The 24313-nt window shown below is 64.3% G+C and carries 20 protein-coding genes; 15 read left to right on the top strand and 5 right to left on the bottom strand.

Annotation, left to right across the window (positions count from 1 at the left end; translation table 11 throughout):
* Nucleotides 1–4 precede the first annotated feature (4 nt).
* A complete protein-coding gene (locus MUO32_RS01640; protein WP_257946487.1) occupies nt 5–2698 on the top strand; it encodes a sensor histidine kinase KdpD in 2694 nt (897 codons plus the stop codon).
* 50 nt (nt 2699–2748) lie between these two features.
* Here the strand turns inward: MUO32_RS01640 and MUO32_RS01635 are convergent, their stop codons facing one another.
* A complete protein-coding gene (locus MUO32_RS01635; RefSeq protein ID WP_257946486.1) occupies nt 2749–3768 on the bottom strand; it encodes a LacI family DNA-binding transcriptional regulator in 1020 nt (339 codons plus the stop codon).
* Nucleotides 3769–4048: 280 nt separating this feature from the next.
* Between MUO32_RS01635 and MUO32_RS01630 the strand changes: the two genes are divergently transcribed.
* The 5 genes from MUO32_RS01630 to MUO32_RS01610 all read left to right on the top strand — a co-directional run bounded on the left by MUO32_RS01630 (nt 4049) and on the right by MUO32_RS01610 (nt 9672).
* Nucleotides 4049–5095, top strand: coding sequence for a sugar ABC transporter substrate-binding protein (locus MUO32_RS01630; protein ID WP_257946485.1), 1047 nt, complete (start codon nt 4049–4051; stop codon nt 5093–5095).
* A gap of 68 nt (nt 5096–5163) precedes the next feature.
* Nucleotides 5164–5982: an ATP-binding cassette domain-containing protein gene (locus MUO32_RS01625; protein ID WP_257946484.1), complete on the top strand. Its 819-nt coding sequence runs from the start codon at nt 5164–5166 to the stop codon at nt 5980–5982.
* Nucleotides 5979–7223: a sugar ABC transporter permease gene (locus MUO32_RS01620; protein WP_257946483.1), complete on the top strand. Its 1245-nt coding sequence runs from the start codon at nt 5979–5981 to the stop codon at nt 7221–7223. Before MUO32_RS01625 ends, MUO32_RS01620 begins: the two co-directional genes overlap by 4 nt.
* A gap of 26 nt (nt 7224–7249) precedes the next feature.
* Complete coding sequence (locus MUO32_RS01615; RefSeq protein ID WP_257946482.1) at nt 7250–7978, top strand: SDR family oxidoreductase; 729 nt, start codon at nt 7250–7252, stop codon at nt 7976–7978.
* Between the two features lie 62 nt (nt 7979–8040).
* Nucleotides 8041–9672 (top strand): FGGY-family carbohydrate kinase, encoded by a 1632-nt coding sequence (locus MUO32_RS01610; protein WP_257946481.1) that lies wholly within the window; start codon nt 8041–8043, stop codon nt 9670–9672.
* Between the two features lie 47 nt (nt 9673–9719).
* On the opposite strand, the gene treY is transcribed toward MUO32_RS01610, so the two are convergent.
* Nucleotides 9720–12320, bottom strand: a complete 2601-nt coding sequence (gene treY / locus MUO32_RS01605) for a malto-oligosyltrehalose synthase (RefSeq protein WP_257946480.1) — start codon at nt 12318–12320, stop codon at nt 9720–9722.
* A 166-nt stretch (nt 12321–12486) separates the two neighbouring features.
* Between treY and MUO32_RS01600 the strand changes: the two genes are divergently transcribed.
* Nucleotides 12487–13998, top strand: coding sequence for a malonyl-CoA synthase (locus MUO32_RS01600; protein WP_257946479.1), 1512 nt, complete (start codon nt 12487–12489; stop codon nt 13996–13998).
* On the opposite strand, the gene MUO32_RS01595 is transcribed toward MUO32_RS01600, so the two are convergent.
* On the bottom strand, nt 13986–14843 hold the full coding sequence (locus MUO32_RS01595; protein ID WP_257946478.1) for a LysR family transcriptional regulator: 858 nt from the start codon (nt 14841–14843) through the stop codon (nt 13986–13988). The genes MUO32_RS01600 and MUO32_RS01595 overlap by 13 nt on opposite strands.
* Nucleotides 14844–14990: 147 nt before the next feature.
* On the opposite strand from MUO32_RS01595, the gene MUO32_RS01590 reads away from it, so the two are divergent.
* Nucleotides 14991–16178, top strand: coding sequence for a cyanate transporter (locus MUO32_RS01590; protein ID WP_257946477.1), 1188 nt, complete (start codon nt 14991–14993; stop codon nt 16176–16178).
* A 79-nt stretch (nt 16179–16257) separates the two neighbouring features.
* Here the strand turns inward: MUO32_RS01590 and MUO32_RS01585 are convergent, their stop codons facing one another.
* Nucleotides 16258–17094, bottom strand: coding sequence for a bifunctional allantoicase/(S)-ureidoglycine aminohydrolase (locus tag MUO32_RS01585; RefSeq protein WP_257946476.1), 837 nt, complete (start codon nt 17092–17094; stop codon nt 16258–16260).
* A 78-nt stretch (nt 17095–17172) separates the two neighbouring features.
* Complete coding sequence (locus tag MUO32_RS01580) at nt 17173–17763, bottom strand: ankyrin repeat domain-containing protein (RefSeq protein WP_257947148.1); 591 nt, start codon at nt 17761–17763, stop codon at nt 17173–17175.
* A gap of 231 nt (nt 17764–17994) precedes the next feature.
* On the opposite strand from MUO32_RS01580, the gene MUO32_RS01575 reads away from it, so the two are divergent.
* The 7 genes from MUO32_RS01575 to MUO32_RS01545 all read left to right on the top strand — a co-directional run bounded on the left by MUO32_RS01575 (nt 17995) and on the right by MUO32_RS01545 (nt 24305).
* Nucleotides 17995–18918 carry a cation diffusion facilitator family transporter gene (locus MUO32_RS01575; RefSeq protein WP_257946475.1) on the top strand — a complete coding sequence of 308 codons (924 nt, stop codon included), beginning with the start codon at nt 17995–17997 and terminating at the stop codon, nt 18916–18918.
* Between the two features lie 94 nt (nt 18919–19012).
* Nucleotides 19013–19798 carry an ABC transporter substrate-binding protein gene (locus tag MUO32_RS01570; RefSeq protein ID WP_374708575.1) on the top strand — a complete coding sequence of 262 codons (786 nt, stop codon included), beginning with the start codon at nt 19013–19015 and terminating at the stop codon, nt 19796–19798.
* A 76-nt stretch (nt 19799–19874) separates the two neighbouring features.
* On the top strand, nt 19875–20525 hold the full coding sequence (locus tag MUO32_RS01565; protein ID WP_257946474.1) for an amino acid ABC transporter permease: 651 nt from the start codon (nt 19875–19877) through the stop codon (nt 20523–20525).
* Nucleotides 20526–20528: 3 nt separating this feature from the next.
* Complete coding sequence (locus MUO32_RS01560) at nt 20529–21188, top strand: amino acid ABC transporter permease (protein ID WP_257946473.1); 660 nt, start codon at nt 20529–20531, stop codon at nt 21186–21188.
* Complete coding sequence (locus MUO32_RS01555; protein WP_308311240.1) at nt 21185–21949, top strand: amino acid ABC transporter ATP-binding protein; 765 nt, start codon at nt 21185–21187, stop codon at nt 21947–21949. The genes MUO32_RS01560 and MUO32_RS01555 overlap by 4 nt, the downstream gene beginning before the upstream one ends.
* Nucleotides 21950–21994: 45 nt before the next feature.
* Entirely contained in the window at nt 21995–23365 is a 1371-nt protein-coding gene (locus tag MUO32_RS01550) for an aspartate aminotransferase family protein (RefSeq protein ID WP_257946472.1), read from the top strand.
* Between the two features lie 10 nt (nt 23366–23375).
* Nucleotides 23376–24305 (top strand): 3-keto-5-aminohexanoate cleavage protein, encoded by a 930-nt coding sequence (locus MUO32_RS01545; protein WP_257946471.1) that lies wholly within the window; start codon nt 23376–23378, stop codon nt 24303–24305.
* The last annotated feature ends 8 nt before the right edge of the window (nt 24306–24313 follow it).

The following is a 24313-nucleotide window of genomic DNA, read 5'->3' as shown; positions in this document are numbered from 1 at the left end:
GAGAATGACGGACAACGAGCGCGACGACGGCCTTAGGCCCGACCCCGATGCATTGCTTGCCCTGGCGGAGAAAGACCGCAGGGGCAAGCTGACCGTTTTCCTGGGGGCCGCGCCGGGTGTGGGCAAGACCTACGCCATGCTGACGCGCGCCGGGCGCCTGAAGGCCGAGGGCGTGGATGTCGTCGTCGGTCTCGTGGAAACCCACGGGCGCGGCGAGACGGCCGCTCTCATCGGTGGCCTGGAAGTGCTGCCACGCGCGTCCGTCGAACATCGCGGCAGGGTGCTGGAGGAGTTCGACCTCGACGGTGCGCTCACCCGGCGTCCGAAAATCATACTCGTAGACGAACTCGCCCATTCCAATCCGGAAGGTAGCCGCCACCCGAAGCGCTACCAGGATATCGAAGAGCTGATCGCGGCGGGCATCGACGTCTGGACCGCGCTCAACATCCAGCATCTTGAAAGTCTGTCCGATGTCGTGGCGCAGATCACCGGGGTAACGGTGCGCGAACGCGTTCCCGACGTGGTGCTGAAGAAGGCTGACGAGGTCCTGCTCATCGACCTGGCGCCGACCGAACTGATCGATCGCCTGAAGGAGGGCAAGGTCTACCTGCCCGAGAGCGCCAGCCGTGCCGTCGATCGCTTCTTCCGCCTCGGCAACCTGACGGCGTTGCGCGAGCTTGCTCTTCGCCGCACCGCCGACCGGGTGGATGAGCAGGTGGTCGATTATCTCAAGCAGAACGCCATCGAAGGCCCCTGGGCGAGTGGCGAGCGGCTTCTCGTCTGCATCGGGCCGGACGATCTCTCGGAAAAGGTGCTGCGCGCGGCAAGCCGTCTCGCCTCGGGCCTCAACGCACCCTGGATCGTCGTCTCCATTCAACGCGCCGACCGGGACGCGGAGACGACCGAGCAGTTGCAGCGCATGGAAGCACTGTTCCGGCTCGCCGAACAACTCGGGGCGGAGACGCGCCGGGTGGTCGGCAACGATTTCGTCGAGGAAATCCTGAAACTCGCCCGCCGTGAACATGCGACGCAGGTCGTGATCGGCGCGCGGCGCAACCGCGGCTGGCGCAAATTCTTCCTGCCGTCGCTGCCCGATGCGCTGTCGCGCAAGGCCGCCGGTCTCGGCGTCTATTTCGTGACGCCCGAAAAGAAGGAAAAGCCGCCCGCGCCGGCGCGCTTCGCGCTGCCGGGTATCGCCTCCTACAGGCAATCGGCGCTGATTGCCGCAGCGCTCACCGGTGCGACCGCAATCGCCGGCAAGCTGGTCTTCGTCTTCGCGGAGCTGCCGAACATTTCGCTGCTCTTCCTGCTCGCCGTTCTCGGCTCCGCGGTGCTGGGCGGCTATGTCTCGGCTTTCATTTCGGCGGTTCTTTCGGCGCTCGCCTACAACTTTCTTTTCATCGATCCGCTGCATACCTTCACGATAACGGCGCCGCATGAGGTGTTTGCGCTGGTCGTCTTCCTGTCGGTGGCGATCATTGCCGGCGGTTTTGCCTCGCGCATCAAGGAACAGGCGGAAGTCGCCCGCGTGCGCGCCACCGCGTTGCAATCGCTCTACGAGTTCTCGCGAAAACTCTCGACGGCGGACAAGGCCGACGATGCGATCTGGCTTGCGGTCTCCCATCTCCAGGCCAGCCTCAAGCGCAATATCGTTCTGCTCGTGCCCGACAAGGGCGATCTCAAGGTCGCTGCCGTCTGGCCGCCGGATACCGAACTCGATGTCACCGACTTCACGGCCGCGCGATGGACGCGCGACAAGCAGGAAGTGGCGGGCGCGGGAACCGGCACGCTGCCAAACAGCCGTTTCGAGTTCCGCCCGCTGATGGGGCCGCATGGCCTCGTCGGCGTTTGTGGGGTCCAACTGAGCGAGGAGCAATTGGGGCCGAATGCGGAGCGCGCGCTTTCGGCCATTCTCGACCTGACGGCCATTGCGCTCGACCGCGCGCGGCTGTCGGAGGAAAGCGTGCGGCAGGCGGCGCGGCTGGAGGGCGAACGCTATCGCGAAGCCTTGCTGTCGTCGATCTCCAACGACCTGCGCACGCCGCTTTCCACCATCATGGGCGCCGCCGCCAGCCTTCGTCAGGCCGACGGCGAGATGGAGCCCGGGAGCCGCGACGATCTTCTTCTGTCCATCGAGGAGGAGGGAGGCCGCATGAGCCTCTTCGTCTCCAATCTGCTCGACATGACGCGGATCGAGGCAGGAACGCTGAAACCAAGAAGCGACGGTCTTGACGTCTCCGACGTTGTTCACGCGGCTGTCGAGCGCGCGCGAAAATATTTTCCGGGGACGACGATCGAAATGGGTATCGCGCCGGATCTCCCGTTGATCGAGGGTGATGCGGTGCTGCTCGGCCAGGTGCTCTTCAATCTGCTCGACAATGCCGTGAAATTCGGCGGCGAGGAGCCGGTCAATGTCTATGCGCGGCGCGACGGGCAGGACGTGCTGATCTCCGTCACCGATCTCGGCAAGGGCATTGCGCCCACCGAAATCGACCGCATCTTTGACAAGTTCTACCGACGTGGCAAGCCGGATGGCCGAACGCCCGGCACGGGTCTCGGCCTCTCCATCGCCCGCGGCTTCGTCGAGGCGATGGGCGGCAAGGTCCACGCCGAAAGCCCGGCCGTGAAGAAGCGCGGCACGCGTGTCGTCATCCGTTTTCCGGCGGGCGAGGTCGCAAAGGCCGGCAAGGCAAAATGAGCAGCGAGCGCGTCCGTGGATAGGGGGCTGGGGTGCCGGCGGGCAGCGGTTCAGCCGATCTTTTCCATGATCGGCGGTACCTGCACCACGGTGATGTCCGTCGCACCCGAATCGATGATGCCGAAGACGGCCTCCAGCATTTTCGGCACGTCCTGCCGCACCATCTCGATATGGTCGCCGAGCATGGCGACGAAGGGATCCCAGTCGAAGCAGCCGAGATGCGGCATGCGCTCGGCATAGTGACCGGAGCGGCGGATCCAGCGCATCACGCCTTCCAGTGAAATCGTCGAGTTGACGAACATGCCGCGCGGCAGGTTACTGGTCCGCTCGGCGAGTTGCCTCATGGCATTTTCCGCCTTTTCCGGGGCGTAGCCGCAGGTCTGTACCAGCGCCTCGTCTACCGGAACGCCGGCTTCCGCATGAGCGTCGCGGAAACCGCGCACGCGCTCCATCGTGTTGTGGTCCGTGCCGCGGCCGCCGATGAAGAGGAGAGGGGCCTTCGCGCCGTATTCCCGCTCGCAATTGGCAAGCACCCGGCGCGTCAGCTCCAGCGCCCCGCCATAATTGTCGGAGATGACGGACGGGGCGCGGGAGCCGGGAAGGTCGAGATTGATGGTGCGCACGCCCGCGGCGGCGCACAGGTCCATGACACGGTCGGGGTCCGTGGCGCCGGTCGCAACCAGGCAGTCGACCTGATAGGACAGCATGGCACGCGCCGCTTCCAGTTCCAGTGCGGGATCGCGCATCGTGCAGGTGATGATCGGGAAGAGGCCGCGCGCGCGGGCGAGCGCCTCGAACTGCTCGACGATCGAGCCGAAATAGCGGTTGTCGTATTTCGGCACGATCATGCCGATGATTTTCGACCGCTCGCGACGCAGCACGCTGGCCTGCATGTTGAGCGCATAGCCCTGTTCCTCGGCCAGCTTCGTGATCTTTTCGGCAAGCTTTGCGCTGATGCGCCGCTTCTTCCAGTTGCCGTTGAGAACGGCGCTGACGGCACTCGCGGATGTGCCCGCCAGCTCTGCCAGATCATAGATGGTCGTCCTTTTCGCGGGCGTCGTCCGATTCACATGCCATCTCCGTTTCGAAAGCCACCTTGACACCATTAGCGTTTGGTGACAATTCTTGCTTCATCGATTGAGCAAATGTGCTTCATCGATGAAGTTGCCTGAACAGCAAGGCTGACCCAAGGGAGGAGTCAGACGGAGCATCGACGAACCGGACGTTGCGGCACCGCTGCGACGAAGGATGATCCGCGCGCTTCTGGCGTGCGGTGTGCGTCGGTCCTGTCGCCCTTGGCGGCTTGAGGTCGCCGGCGAATGAACTGAAAATCAACCGTGGAGGAACCCAATGAAGACGCTTACCACTCTGCTCGCATCGACCGGCCTCGTCCTGTCGCTCGGCAGCGCCGCTTTCGCCCAGGAAAACGCGACCGTCGCCTTCCTGATGCCTGACCAGGCCTCGACCCGCTATGAGCAGCACGACTATCCCGGCTTCAAGGCTGAAATGGAAAAGCTCTGCGCGACCTGCACGGTGATCTACCAGAACGCCAATGCCGATGTGGCGCTCCAGCAGCAGCAGTTCAACTCGGTGATCGCGCAGGGCGCCAAGGTCATCGTGCTCGACCCGGTCGATTCTGCCGCTGCCGCCGCACTCGTCGAAATCGCCCAGTCGCAGGACGTCAAGGTCATCGCCTATGACCGTCCGATCCCCGCCAAGCCGGCCGACTACTACGTCTCCTTCGACAACCAGGGGATCGGCAAGGCCATCGCGCAGTCGCTGGTCGAGCATCTGAAGGCCAAGGGCGTCGCCGATGGCGCCGGCGTGCTCCAGATCAACGGTTCGCCGACCGATGCGGCCGCCGGCCTCATCCGCGACGGTATCCATGAGGCGCTCTCCGCTTCGCCCTACAAGACGCTCGCCGAGTTCGACACGCCGGATTGGGCGCCGCCGAAGGCACAGGAATGGGCCGCCGGCCAGATCACCCGCTTCGGCGACGAGATCAAGGGCATCGTGGCTGCCAACGACGGTACGGGCGGCGGCGCGATTGCGGCGCTGAAGGCGGCCGGCGTCAAGGAAATGCCGCCGGTGACCGGCAACGACGCGACGATCGCGGCGCTGCAGCTCATCATCTCGGGCGACCAGTACAACACGATCTCCAAGCCGTCGGAAATCGTGGCTGCCGCCGCGGCCGGCATCGCCGTCAAGCTGCTCAAGGGCGAGACCCCGGAAGCCACCCACAAGCTCTACGAAACGCCTTCGCAGCTGTTCGTTCCGGCTGTCGTGACGGCTGAAAACATCAAGGCCGAAATCTTCGACAAGGGCATCAACAAGCCTGAAGAAGTCTGCACCGGCGAATATGTTGAAGGTTGCCGCAAACTCGGCATCATCAACTAATCCAGCCCATCGTGTCCGGCCGCGTTGTTCGCGGCCGGACATTCCGGTCCGTTGAAAGGTGCAGGGGCATGACAGCCACGCAAAGTCTTCCGCCCAAGGGGCAATCGGTGCTGCGTCTCAGCGGCGTTTCCAAGAATTTCGGGGCCGTATCCGCGCTGACGGATATCGAACTCGATGTGAAGGCCGGTGAGGTCGTTGCCCTTGTCGGCGACAACGGCGCCGGTAAGTCGACGCTGGTCAAGGTGCTCGCCGGCGTGCACCAGCCGTCCTCCGGTACCATCGAATTCTGCGGCCAGCAGGTGGCGCTCGACAGCCCCGCCAAGGCGCTGGACCTCGGTATCGCCACGGTCTTCCAGGACCTTGCGCTTTGTGAAAACCTGGACGTCGTCGCGAACCTCTTCCTCGGCCACGAAATGTCGCCCTGGGCGCTCGACGAGGTTGCCATGGAAGTGCGTGCCTGGACGCTGCTGCGCGAGCTTGCCGCACGCATTCCCTCCGTCCGCGAACCCATCGCCTCGCTGTCCGGCGGCCAGCGGCAGACGGTCGCCATCGCCCGTTCGCTGCTGCTCAATCCGAAGCTGATCATGCTGGACGAGCCGACCGCCGCCCTTGGCGTCGCGCAGACGGCCGAGGTGTTGAACCTCATCGAGCGTGTGCGCGACCGTGGCCTCGGCGTCATCATCATCAGCCACAACATGGAAGACGTGCGCGCCGTTGCCGACCGTATCGTCGTGCTCCGGCTCGGGAAGAACAACGGCATCTTCACACCCGACTCGTCCAACCAGGAACTCGTTTCCGCCATAACGGGCGCCACGGACAATTCCGTCTCGCGCCGCGCCGACCGCAAGGCCGGTGAAGCACACGAACATCATGGGGGAGCAGCATGAGCCAGAATCCGTCCCAGCCGACACTGGACCGCAGCGACGAACGCGTGCGCCACGATGACAGCTTTGCCGCCATGGCCCGAGGCTTCGTCGACCGCGTGCGCTCCGGTGACCTCGGCATGCTGCCGGTCGCCGTCGGTCTCGTCGTCATCTCCATCGTCTTTTCCGCGCTGAACCCGATTTTCCTCGCGCCGAACAACCTCGTGAACCTGCTCTTCGACTGCGCGACGGTGGGCGTGATCTCGCTCGGTATCGTCTGCGTGCTGGTGCTCGGCGAAATCGACCTCTCGGTCGGCTCGATGAGCGGGCTGGCGTCGGCCATGGTCGGCGTGCTCTGGGTCAATCAGGGCTGGCCGATCGTCGGCGCCATCCTTGCCGCCCTCGTCGTCGGTGCAGGCGTCGGCCTGCTCTATGCGACGCTCTACAATCGCCTGGGCATGCCGAGCTTCGTCGCCACGCTTGCCGGTCTGCTCGCGCTGCTCGGCATGCAGCTCTACATTCTCGGCCCGACCGGCTCCATCAACCTGCCCTATGCTTCCTCGCTCGTGCGCTTCGGCCAGATCCTCATCATGCCCGACTGGCTGTCCCATACGCTTGCGCTTGCGCCGGGTCTCGTTATGATCGGTCGCGGTCTTCGCACCCGCAGCCAGCGCCTTGCCGCCAATCTGTCGGCGCAGCCGATGCGGGCGCTGATCCTCAAGGCCGTCGTGCTGACGGTCGCGCTGGAAGCTGCAGTCTTCTACCTCAATCTCGGCCGCGGCATGCCGTGGATGTTTGCCCTTTTCATCGCGCTTGCCGTCGTCCTCAACTATGCGCTGACACGCACGAAGTGGGGCCGCTCGATGTTCGCCGTCGGCGGCAACAAGGAGGCGGCGCGCCGCTCGGGCATCAATGTGCGCCGCATCTATATGAGCGCCTTCATGCTCTGCTCGACGCTCGCGGCCCTCGGCGGCATCCTCTCCGCCTCGCGTCTGGCCTCGTCGAGCCAGCAGGCCGGCACGGGCGACGTCAATCTCAACGCGATCGCGGCTGCCGTCATCGGCGGCACCAGCCTCTTCGGTGGGCGTGGCAGCGCCTATTCGGCCCTGCTGGGCATCATCGTCATCCAGGCGATTTCGAACGGCCTGACGCTGCTCAACCTGTCGTCCTCGCTGCGCTACATGATAACAGGCGGCGTTCTCGCCATCGCTGTCATCGTCGACTCGCTCGCCCGTCGCTCGCGCGTCAGCCACGGCCGCGCCTAACGAATACTGAAATGGAGTTTTAAACTATGGCTGACCTCATGAAGGGCAAGATCGCCGCCATTACCGGTGCCGCCTCCGGCATCGGTCTCGAATGTGCCAGAACGCTTCTGACCGAGGGTGCGAAGGTAGTGCTCGTCGACCGCGCGCAGGACAGACTGGAGCAGCTCTGCAAGGAGCTTGGCCCGAACGCCCTGCCGCTCGTCGTCGACCTCCTCAAGCCGTCAGACGTTTCCGGCATGCTCCCGCGCATTCTGGAGATCGCCGGTGGACTGGACATCTTCCACGCCAATGCCGGCGCCTATATCGGCGGGCCGGTGGCGGAAGGCGACCCGGATGCCTGGGACCGCATGCTGAACCTCAACATCAACGCGGCTTTCCGCTCCGTCCATGCGGTGCTGCCCTACATGATCGGGAAGAAGACGGGTGACATCCTGTTCACCTCCTCGATCGCGGGCGTCGTGCCCGTCGTGTGGGAACCGATCTATACGGCCTCGAAATTCGCCGTGCAGGCCTTCGTGCATTCGACGCGCCGTCAGGTGGCGCAGCATGGCGTGCGTGTCGGCGCTGTCCTGCCGGGTCCGGTGGTGACGGCGCTGCTCGACGACTGGCCGAAAGAAAAGATGGACGAGGCATTGGCAAATGGCAGCCTGATGCAGCCGAAGGAAGTGGCCGATGCCGTGCTCTTCATGCTGACGCGGCCGCGCAATGTCACGATCCGTGACCTCGTCATCCTGCCCAACAGCGTCGATCTCTAAGCGAGCGGCAAGCGGCATGATGCCGCTTGCCCAAGAAAATCCTGATTGCAGGCGGTAGATCCATGAACACTCCTTCCTCCGCACGCTCGGCGGGCGGCGAACGCTATCTTGTCGGCGTCGATGTCGGCACGGGCAGCGCCAGAGCCGGCATTTTCGACCTCTCGGGCCGGATGCTCGCGTCGGGCAAACGCGACATTTCGCTGTTTCGCGAGCCGGGCGCCATGGTCGAGCAGTCGAGCACGGAAATCTGGGCCGCCGTCTGCGCCTCGGTGCGCGAGGCCGTCGAGAAGGCGGGGGTCGCACCGGAGACGGTCGCGGGTATCGGTTTCGATGCGACCTGCTCGCTGGTGGTGCTGGGGGAGGGTGGCAAGCCGCTGCCTGTCGGCCCTTCGGAGGATCCGGATCGTGACATCATCGTCTGGATGGACCATCGCGCGGTGGATCAGGTCGAGCGCATCAATGCGAAAGGCCATGGTGTTCTGCGCTATGTCGGCGGCATCATTTCGCCGGAGATGGAAACGCCGAAGCTCCTGTGGCTTAGGGAGAACCGCCCGCAGGTCTTCGACGCAGCCTGGCAGTTCTTCGATCTCGCTGATTTCCTGACCTGGCGCTCGACGGGCGATCTTGCCCGTTCCACCTGCACCGTCACCTGCAAATGGACCTATCTCGCGCATGAGAAACGCTGGGATTCGAGCTATTTCCACGGAATCGGCCTCGGTGTTCTCGCCGACGAGGATTTTGCCCGCATCGGCCAGCATGTCGTCGAGCCCGGCACGCCGCTCGGCAAGGGCCTGACGGAACGCGCGGCTAACGAACTCGGCCTTGTCGCGGGCACGCCGGTCGCCGCCGGCATGATCGATGCGCATGCCGGCGGCATCGGCACGGTGGGCGTCGATGGCCCGCCGGAGAACAATCTCGGTTACGTCTTCGGCACATCCTCCTGCACGATGACCTCGACCCATGAGCCGGTTTTCGTGCCGGGTGTCTGGGGTCCGTATTTTTCCGCCATGGTGCCGGGCATGTGGCTCAACGAGGGCGGCCAGTCAGCAGCGGGGGCGGCTATCGAGCAGCTTCTCTCCTTCCACCCGGCGGCCGGCGACGCCACGGCGCTGGCGAAGGCGCGCGGCCTTTCCCTGCCGGTGCTGCTGGCGCAACTGGCGTCTGAAAAGACAGGGTCTCTGTCGGACGTGGCAAGGCTCGCGGATGGCCTGCATGTCGTGCCGGAATTCCTCGGCAACCGCGCCCCCTTCGCCGATCCCCATGCCCGCGCGGCCATTGTCGGCCTCGGCATGGAGCGCGATCTCGACAATCTCGTTGCGCTCTATATCGCCGGGCTCTGCGGGATCGGTTATGGCCTGCGCCAGATCATAGACGCGCAGGCGGCGGCCGGCGCTCCGATCGACAAGATCGTCATCAGCGGTGGCGCGGGCCAGCTCGATCTCGTGCGCCAGCTTCTCGCCGACGCCACGGGTAAACCTTTGCTCGCGACGCGCGCGGACGAACCCGTCCTGCTTGGTGCGGCCATTCTCGGCAGCGTCGCCGCCGGGGCGTTCCCGGACGTGCGCGCCGCCATGGCGGCACTTTCGGCAACGGATCGCACCTACGAGCCCGCCGACGGCGAGATCATCGCCCTGCATGCCAGGCGTTACGATGCCTTCCGGCAGCTGCAGAACTTGGCACGCGACATTCGCTAGAGTTTGTCAGGGAAAAGTGGGGGCCGGTTTTCCCGAAAAGACAGACTCTAGCGGCTGAGCAGCAGCGCGACAGGGTCGGTGGAGAGCAGTTCCGAAAGCGGGATTGTGCCGCCGAGCCTGACCTCCCGGTTGTCGAGCACGGATCGCATCGTGTGGCCTTCGAAACCGGCGGGAAGGGTCAGCGACACATTCCGTGATACCGCTTCGGTCAGATACAGCGCATCCGGCCGGGTCTTGCCGAAGACGAGGCGCGGAGCGGCCGTGATCGCAAACGCCTCCGGCGTGCCGCGCAGAAAAGCGAGGGCCTGTCGGGAACCGTCGGAAAGATCAAGCGGGCGATACGGTCCGCTGAACGGTCGGGGCTGTTCGTTGCGTGCGGCAAGCACGGTCGCGATGAGCCATTGTTTATAGTCGGCGAAGTTCTCACGCGTGGGACGCGGGCGTTCAGGCACGGTCAGGGACACCACGTCCAGCAGGGGGCGGTTATCCGGATCGACCAGCGAAAAATCGCCGCGCTCGCTGCCCTGATAAATGTCGGGAATGCCCGGTGCCGTCAGCTTGACCAGGGTCTGCGCGAGAGCGTTCATCAGGCCGGCATCGATGAAGGGCGCAAGCGTCTCCGCGAAATCGCCCAGAAAAACCTCATGGCCGAGAACATCCTCTACGAAGCCAGTGACGTTTTGCTCGTAGTCGATGTCGGGCCGGTTCCAGTTCGAGCCGATCTTGGCCTCGCGCAGCGCCTTCACCACATAGGGCACCATGCGTTTTCCGAGGTCCGCGCGGCCGTGTATTGGCCATATGCCGGCCAGCGCCTGATAGATCAGCCATTCGACATCGGGCTCCGGCACCGTGCGTCCCCCGTGCGAGCGACGGAAGCGGAAGTTGAGGCTGGCCCAGCGCTGCGTGGCGTCGATCCAGTGTTCCGGCGCTTCGCTGAGCGTGTAGAGCCGCGCCCGCGCATCCTCGCCACGTTTGGTGTCGTGGGTCGATGTTGTCGACAGGCTGTGCGGCATGGTCTGAAACCGTGCCTGCATGGCGGCATGGAAGGCGGCGGGACCTTCGGTGGCCTCGCCCGGATTGCCGCCGACTTCGTTGAGCGCGAGGAAGGCGTTTTCGCGATAGAAAAGCATGTCCTCCAGCGCCTTGGCCATGATCGGGCCGCTTACCTGCTGGAAGCGGCTGCGGAATTCGGCGCAATCCTTGAAGGTGCCGGCGACACGGTCGTCGACAAGCAGCTCCCAGACGAAATCGATCGCCTCGCGCACCTCCGGCAGGGCGCTCTCCTGTGCGGCCTGCCGCGCGGTCGCAAGACGTTGGCGGTCGCGTTCCATGACGCCGGCCGAGGTCATGTAGGTTCGGTAGACGGGGAGGGCGATGATGATCGCCCGCACCGCCTCGGTCAGGAAGCTGCGCGAAAGGTCGGCCTGGGCGAGGTCCGCGATGCCTTTCGCGAGCGTCGCGAGACGATGGACCTCACCTTCGAAATTTTCGGTCAGCATCTGCCGTTTGCCGGCTTTCGCCTCTTCGGCATAGGTGCCCCGATAGTCCTCGTTCTTCAGGAGACGAAAAGCCCTCGCAAGCCGCCCGCTCTCCTGCTCGTCGGCGAATGCATCGGCGAGCGAGGCGATGAATTCGTAGCCTGTCGTTCCCGCCACCGGCCATTCCGGGGCAAACGGCTCGTGCTTCTCAAGAATCTTTTCCACGACGATGTAGACGTCGGGACCGACGGCGGCGCGCAGGCGCTCCAGATAGCCCGCCGGGTCGGCAAGTCCGTCGATATGGTCGATGCGCAGGCCATCGACGGTGCCGTTGCGCACGAGGTCGAGGATCAGCCGGTGGCTGTCGTTAAAGACGGCGGAATCCTCGACACGCAGGCCGGCAAGACCGGCGATCTCGAAAAAACGGCGGTAGCTGAGATGCCGGCTCGCCGTCTTCCAGTCCGTGAGCATCCAGGGCTGCGCCGCATGGATGGCGGCGATCCGTTCGGGATTCGCCGAGAGGGTATTGAGGTGCTTTAGCAGCGCGTGGCGGGAACCCGACGCGGAGAGCGCGGCGGAGAGAACCGCGCGGCCCTGCGGATCCGCCTCTGGATCGGGTACGGCGGCGGACAGGCCCGCTTCCACCAGCAATGCCCGGCAGGTCTGCGGATGCAGCGGATAGAAACTGTCGTGGTAGGCGAGGGCAGGGGCATCGTGCCGCGCGTCGATGGCGAGCCGGATCGTACCATCGGCCAGTTCTTTCGCAAAATCCTCGCCAAGGAAAGGCAGGGTCAGCTTCTGTGACCAGTCGATGTCGAAATGGCGGGCAAAGACGCTCTCGGCGCCCCAGGCAACGACACTGCGCCACCATGGATTTTCAAGGCTTGCGGCCATGTGGTTGGGCACGATGTCGAGGAGGAGGCCCATGCCATTTTCATGCAGATCCTCCGCCAGCAGGCGCAGTCCGTCGAGGCCGCCGAGCGCGGGATCGATCTCGTCGGCACGAGTGGCATCGTAGCCATGCGTCGAGCCGCTGACGGCGGTCATGAGGGGCGAGGCGTAGAGGTGGCTGATCCCCAACCGTTTAAGGTAGGGAACCAATCGGCGCGCTCGCGCGAAGTCCATGCCGTTGCGAAACTGCAGGCGGTAGGTCGAGTGGGGAGATGTCATAAAGCCCAGAAGATGCGAGTAAAGCCCGGCCCTAAACGCAGATCCTCCCGTTTTGTTCCAAATGGTTCTTCGGACTTTGGGGATGGCCCTTTTGCCATCACGGTTCCCGCTGGCCTTCCCCGCAGACGATGTGACAAGGTACGCGCAGCAGGAGAGGAATTCATCCATGGGCAATCATCTTTTCGACGCGATCCGGGCTGTTGCAACGCCGGACGCGGTCTTCATCGAAACGGCCGATGGCAGGCGATGGACCTATGGCGACATGATCGCCCTCTCTGGCCGGCTGGCGGGAGCACTTCAGGCACTCGGCGTGCGTGCGGGCGATCGGGTCGCGGTGCAGGTGGAAAAGAGCCCCGAGGCGCTGATGCTCTATCTGGCGTGCCTTCGGGCGGGGGCAGTCTACCTGCCGCTCAACACGGCCTATACGCTGGCCGAGCTTGATTATTTCATCGGCGATGCCGAGCCGGCGCTTGTCGTCGTCGGGCCGAAATCGCGCGAGGGCGTCGCGGCGATTGCCGGAAACCATGGCGGCCGTGTCGAGACCCTCGATGCGTCCGGCAGCGGCAGCCTCATCGAGCGGGCGGCAGACGAACCCGTGGATTTCACCGATGTCGAGCGCGGCCCGGACGATCTGGCGGCGATCCTGTACACGTCTGGTACGACCGGCCGCTCCAAGGGCGCCATGCTGACGCATGACAATCTGCTCTCGAACGCCCTGACGCTGCGCGACCACTGGCGTTTCACGAGCGCCGACCGGCTGATCCACGCGCTGCCGATCTTCCACACGCACGGTCTCTTCGTCGCCTCGAACGTGACGCTGCTTTCCGGCGCCTCGATGTATCTGCTGCCGAAATTCGATGCGGACGAGGTTTTGACGCTGATGGAAACCGCGACCGTCATGATGGGGGTGCCGACCTTCTACGTCCGGCTGGTGCAGCATCCCGGCCTTACCGGCGAGGCGACCGCGAAAATGCGGCTGTTCGTCTCCGGTTCCGCGCCGCTTCTGGCGGAAACTCACAGGGCGTTTTCGGAAAAAACCGGGCATGCCCTTCTCGAACGCTACGGCATGACCGAGACCAACATGAACACGTCCAATCCCTATGAAGGCGACCGGATCGCCGGAACGGTCGGTTTCCCGCTGCCGGGGGTTTTGCTGCGCGTCAGCGAGCCGGAAGGCGGCAGGCCGGTGCCGGATGGCGAGACGGGCATGATCGAGGTGAAGGGGCCGAACGTCTTCAGGGGCTACTGGCGCATGCCGGAAAAGACGGCGGCGGAGTTTCGCGCCGATGGCTTTTTCATCACCGGTGATCTCGGGAAGATCGATGAGCGCGGCTATGTCCATATCGTCGGCCGCGGCAAGGACCTCGTGATCTCCGGGGGCTACAATATCTATCCGAAGGAAGTCGAGACCGAGATCGACGCCATGCCTGGTGTCGTCGAAAGCGCGGTCATCGGTCTGCCGCATCCCGATTTCGGCGAGGGCGTGACGGCGGTGGTGGTGCGTGCGAAGGGCGCGACACTCGACGAGAAGGCCGTGCTGGATGGTCTCAAGGACCGGCTGGCGCGCTACAAGCAGCCCAAACGTGTCCTCTTCGTCGAAGACCTGCCGCGCAACACGATGGGCAAGGTGCAGAAGAACGTGCTGCGCCAGACCTATGAGGATCTCTACAAGGCCTGATCGTAGGCAAAGTGCTTTCGAAGAATGTCGAGAACCTCGGTTGCGAGCTCGCCGACAATGCCGCCCCGTTCCCAGGAATAGAGCGAGGCGACGACGGGTGGCTCCGGCGCGAATTCGGCGAGCGGCTTGATCCGCCAGCCCCTGGCGGCGTCGATCGGCAGCATGGAGAGGCCGAGCCCGGCCTCGATGGCCATCAGCACGTTGCGCAGGCTGGCGGAGGTGAAGGCGACGTACCAGCGCCGCCGCTCCCGTTCCAGCCGCTCGAACATCGCGTCGCGATAGAGCCCGCCGGTCGGGAAGGTGACGAGCGGCACGGGATCGGGAAGATCGGCGGCCGCGTCCATGGCGGTGAACCAGGCGATGGGCTCTTCGAAACTCGCCCAGGCGTCGGCGTTCGGCGTGTCCTCCTTCAAGACCACGATGTCGAGTTCTCCGGCGCGGTAACGCCGTGTCAGGTCCGAGCGCAGGCCGGTCGTGACGTCCAGCCGGGCTTCCTTGTGGCGCTTGGTGAAGGTGGCGAAGACGCGGGCCATTTCGGGCGTGGCGATATCGTCGGGCATGCCGATGCGCACAGAGGTGGTGCCGGAGGTCTCGGCCACCAGCGCCAGCGCCTCGCTCTGCAAGGCGAGAATGCGGCGGGCATGGCCGAGCAGGCGCTCGCCGGTCACCGTCAGGCGCACCGGGCGGGCGGCGCGGTCGATGAGGTCGCGGCCGATCATCTCCTCCAGGCGGGCGATCTGCTGGCTCATCGTCGACTGGGTCATGTGCAGCCGGTCGGCGGCAGCGGTGAAGCTGCCGGCATCGGCGATCGCTACGAAAGCCCGGAGCAGGCGCGGGTCGAGCACGATATCTCCATTGAAAACCGGAATGGTGGGTATCTAAACATGTAATTTGCGCATGATTCAAGCGAATGGTAGCGATGGAGTAGCAAGACGGCGCGATCCCGCGAGCCGCCAGATGACAGAAGTCAAGCGTCAGCAGGAAGTCGAACCATGGCAGATACGCGCGCCGCCCGTGATTGGGCAATGCTCGGGCTGGTCGTCCTTGTCGGACTGAACCTGCGGCCCTTCCTCGCCGCCCCCGCGCCCATTCTCAACGAGATCGTGGCGGATACGGGCCTCGGGCTTGGCGGCGTGGCGCTTCTGACGCTGCTACCGATGTTCCTGATGGGGGTCGGCGCCTTCGTGGCGCCGGGGCTGCAGGTGCGCATCGGCACGCGGCGCGGCCTGCTGATCGCTCTTGCCATCCTCCTGGCGGGTTCGGCATTGCGGCTCTATGCGCAGAACGGTGTCGCGCTGATTGCGACGGCAGCCCTCTGCGGCATCGGCGTCGCCTTCATCCAGGCGGCCTTTCCCGGCATCATCAAGGCGCGCTTTCCGACGAGCGTACCCGTCGTCACCGGGCTCTACTCCGCGATGATCATGGCGGGCGGCGCCTTTGGCGCGCGGCTGATGCCCGCCTTTATCCATGCCGGCTATTCCTGGCGGGCAGCGCTTGCCTGGCTGGCGGTGCCGGTCGCCATCGCGCTCGCCGCCGCCTGGCGCATCCTCTCGGACGTGCAGGCGAACCGTCCTGACGGCACATTGACGCGCCGGCTGCTGGCGCGGCCGCGCACCTGGGTGCTGATGGCCGCTTTCGGCCTCATCAATGCCGGGTATTCCTCGATGATCGCCTGGCTTGCGCCCTACTACCAGGCGCAGGGCTGGACCAGTGCCGACAGCAGCGGCCTCGTCGCGGTCATGGCCATCTGCCAGGCGGCCGCGGCGCTTGGCCTGCCGACGCTGGCGCGCGGCAATGTCGACCGCCGCCGCTGGTTGTGGCTGACCATCGCCTTCCAGGCCATCGGCTTCTTCGGGCTCGCCAATCTGCCGGAAGCCGCCCCCATGGTCTGGGCGGGGCTTTGCGGCGCGGGCCTTGGCGGCAGCTTCGCGCTTGCCCTCGTGACCGCACTCGACCATCTGCCGCGACCGGAGCAGGCCGGCGCGCTGGCCGCGCTCATGCAGGGTGGCGGCTTCCTCATCGCGGCGCTCGGCCCCTACGCCGTGGCGTTGCTGCACGACTGGACGGGCGGCTTTGCCGCCGGCTGGATGCTGCATCTCGGTTGCGTGCTGGTGACGGCGCTGCTCTACCTGCGCTTCGATCCGCGCCGCTACAATGTCGCCATGTCCCTTGTGCGTTGAACGAAAAACCCGCGCTTCGTAAGGGCGCGGGTTTTCAAAGAAGGGAAGCCGATGCGAACTCGCGTCGGCTGGAAATGCTCTAGCGGCGCGACCCGAAGGGTTTCAGCGCCATGTGACGGTTGACGTCCTTGTAGAGCAGGTAGCGGAACGGCTCGGGACCGCCGGCATAACAGGCCTGCGGGCAGAAGGCGCGCAGCCACATGAAGTCGCCGGCTTCCACTTCCACCCAATCCTGGTTGAGACGATAGACCGCCTTGCCCTGTAGCACATAGAGGCCGTGCTCCATGACGTGAGTTTCGGCGAAGGGAATGACCGCGCCGGGCATCAGCGTGACGATGGTGACGTGCATGTCATGGCGCAGGTCATTGGGATCGACGAAGCGTGTGGTCGCCCAGCCGCCGTTCGTGCCGGGCATTTCCGATGGCTTGATGTCCTTCTCGTTGAGGATCAGCGGTTCGGGATGCGGCAGGCCATCAACGGCTTCATAGGCCTTGCGGACCCAGTGGAAGCGCGCATGGGCGCCCGAACGGTTGCGCAGCGACCATTTCAGCCCCGGCGGCAGAAAGGCGTAGCCACCAGGTTCCAGCGTGTGCTTGCCCGATGGCAGCGACAGCTCCACTTCGCCATCGACGACGAAGAGTACGCCCTCGGCTTCCGGATCCTGCTCCGGGTTGTCGCTGCCGCCGCCCGGCGCCACTTCCATGACATATTGCGAGAAGGTCTCGGCAAAGCCGGAGAGCGGGCGGGCGATTACCCAGCAACGCGTGCCGTCCCAGAAGGGCAGGAAGCTGGTGACGATGTCCTGCATCACGCCCTTGGGGATCACCGCATAGGCCTCGGTAAAGACGGCTCGGCCTGTCAGGAGGTCGCTCTGCGGCGGATGACCGCCGAGGGAGGAATAGTAGCTGCGTTGCATCGTCTCAGGCCCTTTGATGTGAGTGTTTCCGATATTTTATGAACACGGCGTTGGCCGCCGCGCTGTTCTTGGAGAGCGCTATTTCGCCCCCGCCTTTTCGAGAAGAGCAACGATCTCGCCGAAGCCGCGCCCCCGCGCGTGCTGGAGCGGCGTAATGCCGTCATTGTCCGCGAGGTTGACGTTCGCGCCGGCCTTTATCAACAGATCGGCGATTTCGACATGGCGCCGCCCGCCATCGCCGAGGATGATGGCCTCGAGAAGGGCCGTCCAGCCAAGCCGGTTGACATGGTCGACATCGACGCCTGCCTTGATCAGCGTCTCGACCGTCTCGACATGGCCGCGCTCGGAGGCGGGGATGAGCGCCGTGCCGCCGTAGCGGTTGATGCTTTTGAGATCGGCACCGTGGGTGAGCGCCAGCTTGAGGATTTCCAGGTGCCCGCGGGCTCCGGCATAGAGATAGGGGCTGTCCTCGATATCGTCCTTGGCATTGACGTCGGCGCCGGCATCGATCAGTGCGCGGGCGGCATCCACCTTGTTGGCATGAGTGGCGACGAGAAGTGCCGTGGCACCGCTGCCGTCGCGCGCCTCGATTGCCGCGCCCTTGTCGAGCATGGTCTTGATCGCGGCGACATCATTGGCGGCGGCGGCCTTGTGCAGTTGAAGATCCATGGCGTCACCGGCAGCAAGAAGGGGAGAGCAGAGGGCCGCAAGGAAGAGCCAGGCCGACAGCAGGAAGAATTTCAGCATGCGCTATCCCATTGGTTTGTGAAGGTGAAACTAGCAGGGGGCGGCGCCATTAGAAAATTAAATGTGTAAATCCGGATCATGCAGAAGTTGGAATTTGGCCGTGCCTGAGGCTATAAGCGGCAAAGACCATCGAACACGCGAAAGGGCGGATCCATGACCACGGAACAGGGGCTGCTGCGCATTTCCATCGCTGTCACCATCGTGCTGGCCGGCGTCGGCATCCTGTTCGGTATCCTCTCGGGTTCCTTCGCCATCGTCTTCGATGGGGTCTACGCCCTGACGGACGCCGTCATGACCATCGTCGCGCTGCTCGTCTCGAACCTCATCGCCGCCTCGGCCTCCGGCAGCGGCAAGGGGCGTTTCGTCAAGCACTTCACCATGGGCTTCTGGCATCTCGAGCCGATGGTGCTCGGCCTCAACGGCATCATGCTGACGGGCGCGGCCATCTACGCGCTGATCAATGCCATCGGCTCCATCATGGACGGTGGACGGGCGCTCAATTTCGACCAGGCGATCATCTATGCCGTCGTGACGATCGCGGTCACGGTTACCATGGCGATCATCGGCACGCGGGCGAACCGTACGATCCAATCGGATTTCGTAGCGCTCGACGCCAAGGCCTGGATCATGTCGGCGGGGTTGACGAGCGCGCTGCTCGTCGCCTTCGTCATCGGCTATTTCATCCAGGGCACGCAGCATGAATGGCTCTCGCCCTATATCGACCCGGTGGCGCTGGCGCTCGTCTGCATCGTTATCATTCCCATTCCCGCCGGCACCATACGCCAGGCGCTCGCCGATATCCTGCTCGTCACCCCGGTGGATCTGAAAGGCCATGTCGACACGGTCGCCAAAGCGATTGTCGAAAAACACGGTTTTCTCTCCTACCGCGCTTATGTCGCCCGCGTCGGCCGGGGCCGGCAGATCGAGCTCTATTTCATTGTCCCCGAGAATTTTCCGGCGCGGAAATTGCAGGATTGGGATCGGATTCGCGATGAAATCGGCATTGCAATCGGCGATGAAGGCCCGGATCGCTGGCTTACCATTGCCTTTACGACCGATCCGGAATGGGCGGATTGAGCATTCCTTTGCGGAATGTTTGGCATTTTGACTATCTATTTGTGTAATGTATGGGCATGCCCGATCTTCCCCGCCAGCAACAAGGGGAACGAACATGTTCAAAAGCATTCTATCCTGCGCCATGGCCGCCGGCCTTGCCTTCTCGGTTCTCGCGACGCCCTTCGCGGCGAGCGCGGACGATCTGGAAACCGTCAAGGCGGCAGGCGAATTCAAGTTCGCCAACAGCGGCGCCTATCCGCCCTTCAGCTTCGTCGATGACAGCAACCAGACGGTCGGCTTCGACGTCGATATCGGCAACGAGATCGCCAAGCGTCTCGGCGTGAAGGGCACCGGCCTCAGCACCGCCTGGGACGGTATTATCGCGGGTCTGCTTGCCGGCAAATACGACTCGGTCATCGGCAGCATGACCATCACGCCGGAGCGTGAAAAGGCCGTCGATTTCGTCGGTCCCTATTACAAGTCCGGCCGCGGTGTCTTCGTTGTCGAGGGTTCCGAGGTCAAGTCGATCGACGACCTCAAGGACAAGACGATCGGCGTGACGCTCGGCGAAACCCACGAGAAGTGGGCCCGCGAGCGCGGCGGCTGGGAAATCCGCACCTACAAGGGCCTGCCGGAACTCTTCCTCGAGCTGAAGGCCGGCCGTATCCAGGCGATGATCGTCGATGCCGTTCCGGTCTCGATCGCCATCAAGGAAACCGGCGAGAAGTTCACCAAGCTCGACGTGCCGGAATTTGCAGGCACCGAGGACAAGATCGGCATCGCCATCCGCAAGGGCAATCCCGAGCTGAAGGCCGCCATGCAGAAGGCGCTCGACGACATGATGGCCGACGGCACCTACGAGGCCATCGCCATGAAGTGGGTCGGCTCGGACATCCGCTGATCGTTTTCGCATCCTGAGACGGCTGTCCGGCGGGAAATCGCGCCGGACAGCCTGACCGATTGCCGAGGATCCGGGAATGGACATCGCTCTCATCGGCCGCATCATCCCTGTCTTCGTCCAGGCGGCCTGGACGACCGTTCAGCTCTCGCTGCTTTCGCTGGTCCTCGGTCTTGCCGTGGCGGCGCTGATCGCGGGCCTGCGGCTTTCGCATCTGGCGGTGCTGCGCTTCATCGGCACTGCCTATGTCAGCGTCTTTCGCGGCACGCCGGCACTTCTCCAGATCTTCCTGCTCTATTTCGGCGGCCCGCAGATCGGCATCCAGCTCGAGCCCTTCGCGGCGGGCGCCATCGCGCTCGGCCTCAACATCGCGGCCTATATGGCGGAATCGATCCGTGGCGGCGTGCTGTCGGTGGATCGCGGCCAGATGGAGGCGGCGCGCTCGCTCGGTTTCGGCGAGGGCCAGTCCATGCGCTGGATCGTGCTGCCGCAGGCCGCCAAATTGATGATCCGCCCGCTCGGCGTCAATGCCGTTGCGCTGGTCAAGGGCACGGCGCTCGTCGCCACCATCTCGGTCGTGGAGCTCACCTATACGGCGCAGCGTTTCATCGGCTCCACCTACAAGCCCTTCGAGATCTTCGCGGTGACGGCGGTGCTCTACATGATCATGGTCTACGGCCTGACGCTTGTCATCGACAGGCTCGACCGTGCCTATGCCGAGGAGGCGTAAGCCATGCAGGGTCTCGATTTCAGCATCGTTCCGGAATATCTGCCGCTGATCGGCAAGGGCCTGTGGTGGACGGTCGTCATCTCCGTCGTCTCCGCCCTCTTCAGCATCATCGCCGGCATGGGCTTTGCCCTCATCGTGCTCTATGCGTCGCCCGTGGTGCGCTACCCCGTGCGCCTCTTCATGTGGCTCTTCATGGGCACGCCGCTGCTCTTGCAGCTGTTCCTGATCTATTTCGGCCTCGTGCAGATCGGCATCGATATCCCGGCCCTCTGGTCCGGCATCATCGGCCTCAGCCTGCATTTCGCCGTCTACAACGCCGATATTTTTCGCGCCGGCATTGTCTCGCTGGATAAAGGGCAGACGGAAGCGGCGCGCTCGCTCGGCTTCGGCGCCTGGCAGACGCGGCTCTACATCGTCGTGCCGCAGGCGCTGCGCAACACGGTGCCGGCCGTCGGCAACATGATGATCGCGCTCCTGAAGGAAAGCTCGATCGTCTCGATGATCGGCATCGCCGAACTGGTGCACAGCGCCCAGCTCGTCATCAGCGAGACCTACCGGCCCTTCGAATTCTACCTGACGGCCGCCGCCCTCTATTACGTCCTCAATCTCATTCTCGAAGCGGTCCTCGGCAGGATCGAACGGAAAGTGGAGCTTTCGCGATGACCGATGTCCGTCCGATGATCGAGGTGCGCGGCGCGCGCAAATTCTTCGGGCCGCTGGAGGTGCTGAAGGGCATCGATTTCAGCGTGGCGCGCGGCCAGATCGTCGCCGTGATCGGTCCGAGCGGTTCGGGCAAGAGCACGCTGCTGCGCTCGATCAACCATCTGGAAACGCTCGACGGCGGCGAGGTGTGGCTGGATGGCGTCAAGGTCAACCAGACGCTCCCCCGTCGCGCCTTCGAAAAGCACATCAACAGCGTGCGCCAGCAGATGGGCATGGTGTTCCAGCATTTTAACCTCTTCCCGCATCTGAGCGTGGCGGAAAACATCGCCATCGCCCCGATGAAGCTGAAGGGCATGGCGAAGGTGGACGCGCGGGCGCTCGCCCTGAAGATGCTCGACAAGGTAGGGCTCGCCGACAAGATCGACGCGTTCCCGGCGCGCCTTTCCGGTGGGCAGAAGCAGCGTGTCGCCATTGCGCGAGCGCTCGCCATGCAGCCGAAGGTGATGCTGTTCGACGAGGCGACCTCGGCGCTCGATCCGGAGCTGGTGGACGAGGTGAACCTCGTCATGAAGCAACTCGCGGCCGAGCACATGACCATGGTGATCGTCACCCACGAGATGCGCTTTGCCGCCGAAGTCGCCGACCGGGTGATCTTCATGGCGGATGGCGCGGTCGTCGAGGAGGGCAAGCCCGACGATCTCTTCCGAAATCCGGTGCAGGAACGCACCCGCAGCTTCCTCAAGAAGTTCCTCAACGGCTAGACTGTCTCCGGCCGCTGCATTTTTATCTTTTTCAATGGATCGATCATGAGCCAGCAATCGACTGCGCCCGGTGAACGCCCGGCATCGCACCTCTTCTACCAGTCCCGCATGCGTCGGCCGCTCGCCGACCGCGCCGAGGGCATCTATATCTGGGACGAGCACGGCCGGAAGGTCATCGACGGCTCCAGCGGCGCGATGGTCGTCAATATCGGCCATTCCAACCGCAATGTGCTCGACGCCATGAAGCGGCAGATGGACAAGGCGACTTTCGCCTATCGCCTGCATTTCGAGAACCAGCCGGCGGAAGACCTGGCGCGCCGGCTTGCCGGCCATATGCCCGAGGGGCTTGACCGGGTGTTCTTCGTCTCCGGCGGTTCTGAAGCGGTGGAATCCTGCCTGAAGCTCGCCCGCCAATGGGCGCTCGCCACCGACCAGCCGGAACGCTGGAAGGTCATCTCGCGCTTCCCCTCCTATCACGGTTCGACGCTCGGAGCGCTCGCCGTCACCGGCTACGACGAGCTGAAAAAGCCCTTCCTGCCGATGCTGCGCGACATGCCGCACATCAAGGCCCCGACCGCCTATCTCGACCGCGACAACTTTTCGATGGAAGAGCGCGGGCTTCGTTATGCCGACATGCTGGAGGAAAAAATCCTGGAGGAGGGCGCCGAAAGCGTGCTCGCCTTCATCATGGAGCCGATTGGCGGGGCCTCCACCGGCGCACTCGTGGCGCCCGACAGCTACTATCCGCGCATTCGCGAGATCTGCGACAAGTACGGCATCCTGCTGATCCATGACGAAGTGATGAGCGGCGCGGGCCGCACCGGCCGCTATCTTGGTGGCGATCACTGGAACTGCCGGCCTGACATCATCGCGCTCTCCAAGGGGCTCGGTGCCGGCTATTGCCCGCTCGGCGCGATGATCGCCCATTCGAAACTGGTCAAGCCGGTGCTTGATCGCGGCGGCTTCGCCCATGGCTACACCTATGCCGGCAATCCGCTCGCCTGCGCCGCCGGCCTTGCCGTGCTCGACGAGATCGAGCGGCAGGATCTGCTCGGCAATGCCACCCGCATCGGCGATCTGATGAAGGCCGAGCTTGAGGGATTGGCGGAACGTTATCCCTTTATTGGTGACGTGCGCGGCAAAGGCCTGCTGCTCGCCGCCGAATTCGTCTCCGACCGCGAGACCATGGCGCCGTTGCCCAAGGCGCTGGAGGCGCACCAGCGGGTCGTCGATATCGCCTATGAACGCGGCCTGATCATCTATTCGCGCCGCACGCGCGGCGGCGTGGAGGGCGACCATTTCCTCGTCTGCCCGCCGATGATCACCACGGAAGAACAGGTCGGCGAGATTGTCACGATCCTCGACGCGACGCTGGCGCAGCTTGCCGGCGAGCTGTCTTTGCCGGTGCGAAAATAAGGGGCAGGCCATGAAATCCAACAAGGTCATCATCACCTGCGCCGTCACCGGCTCGGTGCACACGCCCTCCATGTCGCCGCATCTTCCCTACAAGCCGGAAGACATCGCCGCCCAGGCCATCGAGGCGGCAGAGGCAGGGGCCTCGATCCTGCATCTGCATGCCCGCGACCCGGAAAACGGCCGTCCTACCGCCGATCCCAAGGTCTTCATGCGCTTCCTGCCGGTCATCAAGCAGGCGAGCGATGCGGTTATCAACATCACCACGGGTGGCTCCTCCTTGATGACGCTGGAGGACAGGACGGCGGCAGCGCTCGCCGCCGAGCCGGAAATGTGCTCGCTCAACATGGGCTCGATGAATTTCGGCCTCTACCCCATGCTGGACCGCCCGCGCGAATGGCAGCACGCCTGGGAGCCTGAACTTCTGGAGGCGACGCGCGGCACGATCTTCCGCAACACCTTCGGTGACATCGAGACGATCCTCAAACGCCTCGGCGAGGGCTGCGGCACGCGCTTCGAATTCGAATGCTATGATGTCGGGCATCTCTACACGCTCGCGCATTTTCGCGATCGCGGCCTGATACCAGGCACGCCCTTCATCCAGTTCGTCCTCGGCATTCTCGGCGGCATAGGGGCCGACCCCGAGAACCTGATGCATATGAAACGCATCGCCGACAAGCTGTTCGGCGACGACTACCGCTTCTCCGTTCTGGCGGCAGGCCGCAAGCAGACGCCGATGATCACCATGGCAGCGACCATGGGCGGCAGCGTGCGCGTCGGGCTGGAGGACAGCCTGTTCGATGGCCGCGAACTTGCCACCTCCAACGCCGTCCAGGTTCGCCGAATCCGCGCGATCCTCGAAGGCCTGTCGCTTGAAGTCGCGACGCCTGACGAGGCGCGCGCTATGCTCGGTCTCAAGGGCGGCGACCGCGTCGCGTTCTGAGGAGAGAC

The organism is Shinella sp. CPCC 101442, from assembly GCF_024704725.1.
In the GTDB taxonomy this organism is placed as follows: Bacteria; Pseudomonadota; Alphaproteobacteria; order Rhizobiales; family Rhizobiaceae; genus Shinella.
Note: the sequence above shows the minus strand (reverse complement) of the source record. Positions and strands in the feature narration are given on the sequence as shown.

Coding starts and splice junctions, on each gene's coding strand:
- MUO32_RS01575 (WP_257946475.1), top strand. CDS start 17,995: ATGACCACGGAACAGGGGCTGCTGCGCATTTCCATCGCTGTCACCATC.
- MUO32_RS01555 (WP_308311240.1), top strand. CDS start 21,185: ATGACCGATGTCCGTCCGATGATCGAGGTGCGCGGCGCGCGCAAATTC.
- MUO32_RS01560 (WP_257946473.1), top strand. CDS start 20,529: ATGCAGGGTCTCGATTTCAGCATCGTTCCGGAATATCTGCCGCTGATC.
- MUO32_RS01545 (WP_257946471.1), top strand. CDS start 23,376: ATGAAATCCAACAAGGTCATCATCACCTGCGCCGTCACCGGCTCGGTG.
- MUO32_RS01630 (WP_257946485.1), top strand. CDS start 4,049: ATGAAGACGCTTACCACTCTGCTCGCATCGACCGGCCTCGTCCTGTCG.
- MUO32_RS01550 (WP_257946472.1), top strand. CDS start 21,995: ATGAGCCAGCAATCGACTGCGCCCGGTGAACGCCCGGCATCGCACCTC.
- MUO32_RS01580 (WP_257947148.1), bottom strand. CDS start 17,763: ATGGATCTTCAACTGCACAAGGCCGCCGCCGCCAATGATGTCGCCGCG.
- MUO32_RS01600 (WP_257946479.1), top strand. CDS start 12,487: ATGGGCAATCATCTTTTCGACGCGATCCGGGCTGTTGCAACGCCGGAC.
- MUO32_RS01590 (WP_257946477.1), top strand. CDS start 14,991: ATGGCAGATACGCGCGCCGCCCGTGATTGGGCAATGCTCGGGCTGGTC.
- treY (WP_257946480.1), bottom strand. CDS start 12,320: ATGACATCTCCCCACTCGACCTACCGCCTGCAGTTTCGCAACGGCATG.
- MUO32_RS01640 (WP_257946487.1), top strand. CDS start 5: ATGACGGACAACGAGCGCGACGACGGCCTTAGGCCCGACCCCGATGCA.
- MUO32_RS01585 (WP_257946476.1), bottom strand. CDS start 17,094: ATGCAACGCAGCTACTATTCCTCCCTCGGCGGTCATCCGCCGCAGAGC.
- MUO32_RS01610 (WP_257946481.1), top strand. CDS start 8,041: ATGAACACTCCTTCCTCCGCACGCTCGGCGGGCGGCGAACGCTATCTT.
- MUO32_RS01625 (WP_257946484.1), top strand. CDS start 5,164: ATGACAGCCACGCAAAGTCTTCCGCCCAAGGGGCAATCGGTGCTGCGT.
- MUO32_RS01615 (WP_257946482.1), top strand. CDS start 7,250: ATGGCTGACCTCATGAAGGGCAAGATCGCCGCCATTACCGGTGCCGCC.
- MUO32_RS01565 (WP_257946474.1), top strand. CDS start 19,875: ATGGACATCGCTCTCATCGGCCGCATCATCCCTGTCTTCGTCCAGGCG.
- MUO32_RS01570 (WP_374708575.1), top strand. CDS start 19,013: ATGTTCAAAAGCATTCTATCCTGCGCCATGGCCGCCGGCCTTGCCTTC.
- MUO32_RS01620 (WP_257946483.1), top strand. CDS start 5,979: ATGAGCCAGAATCCGTCCCAGCCGACACTGGACCGCAGCGACGAACGC.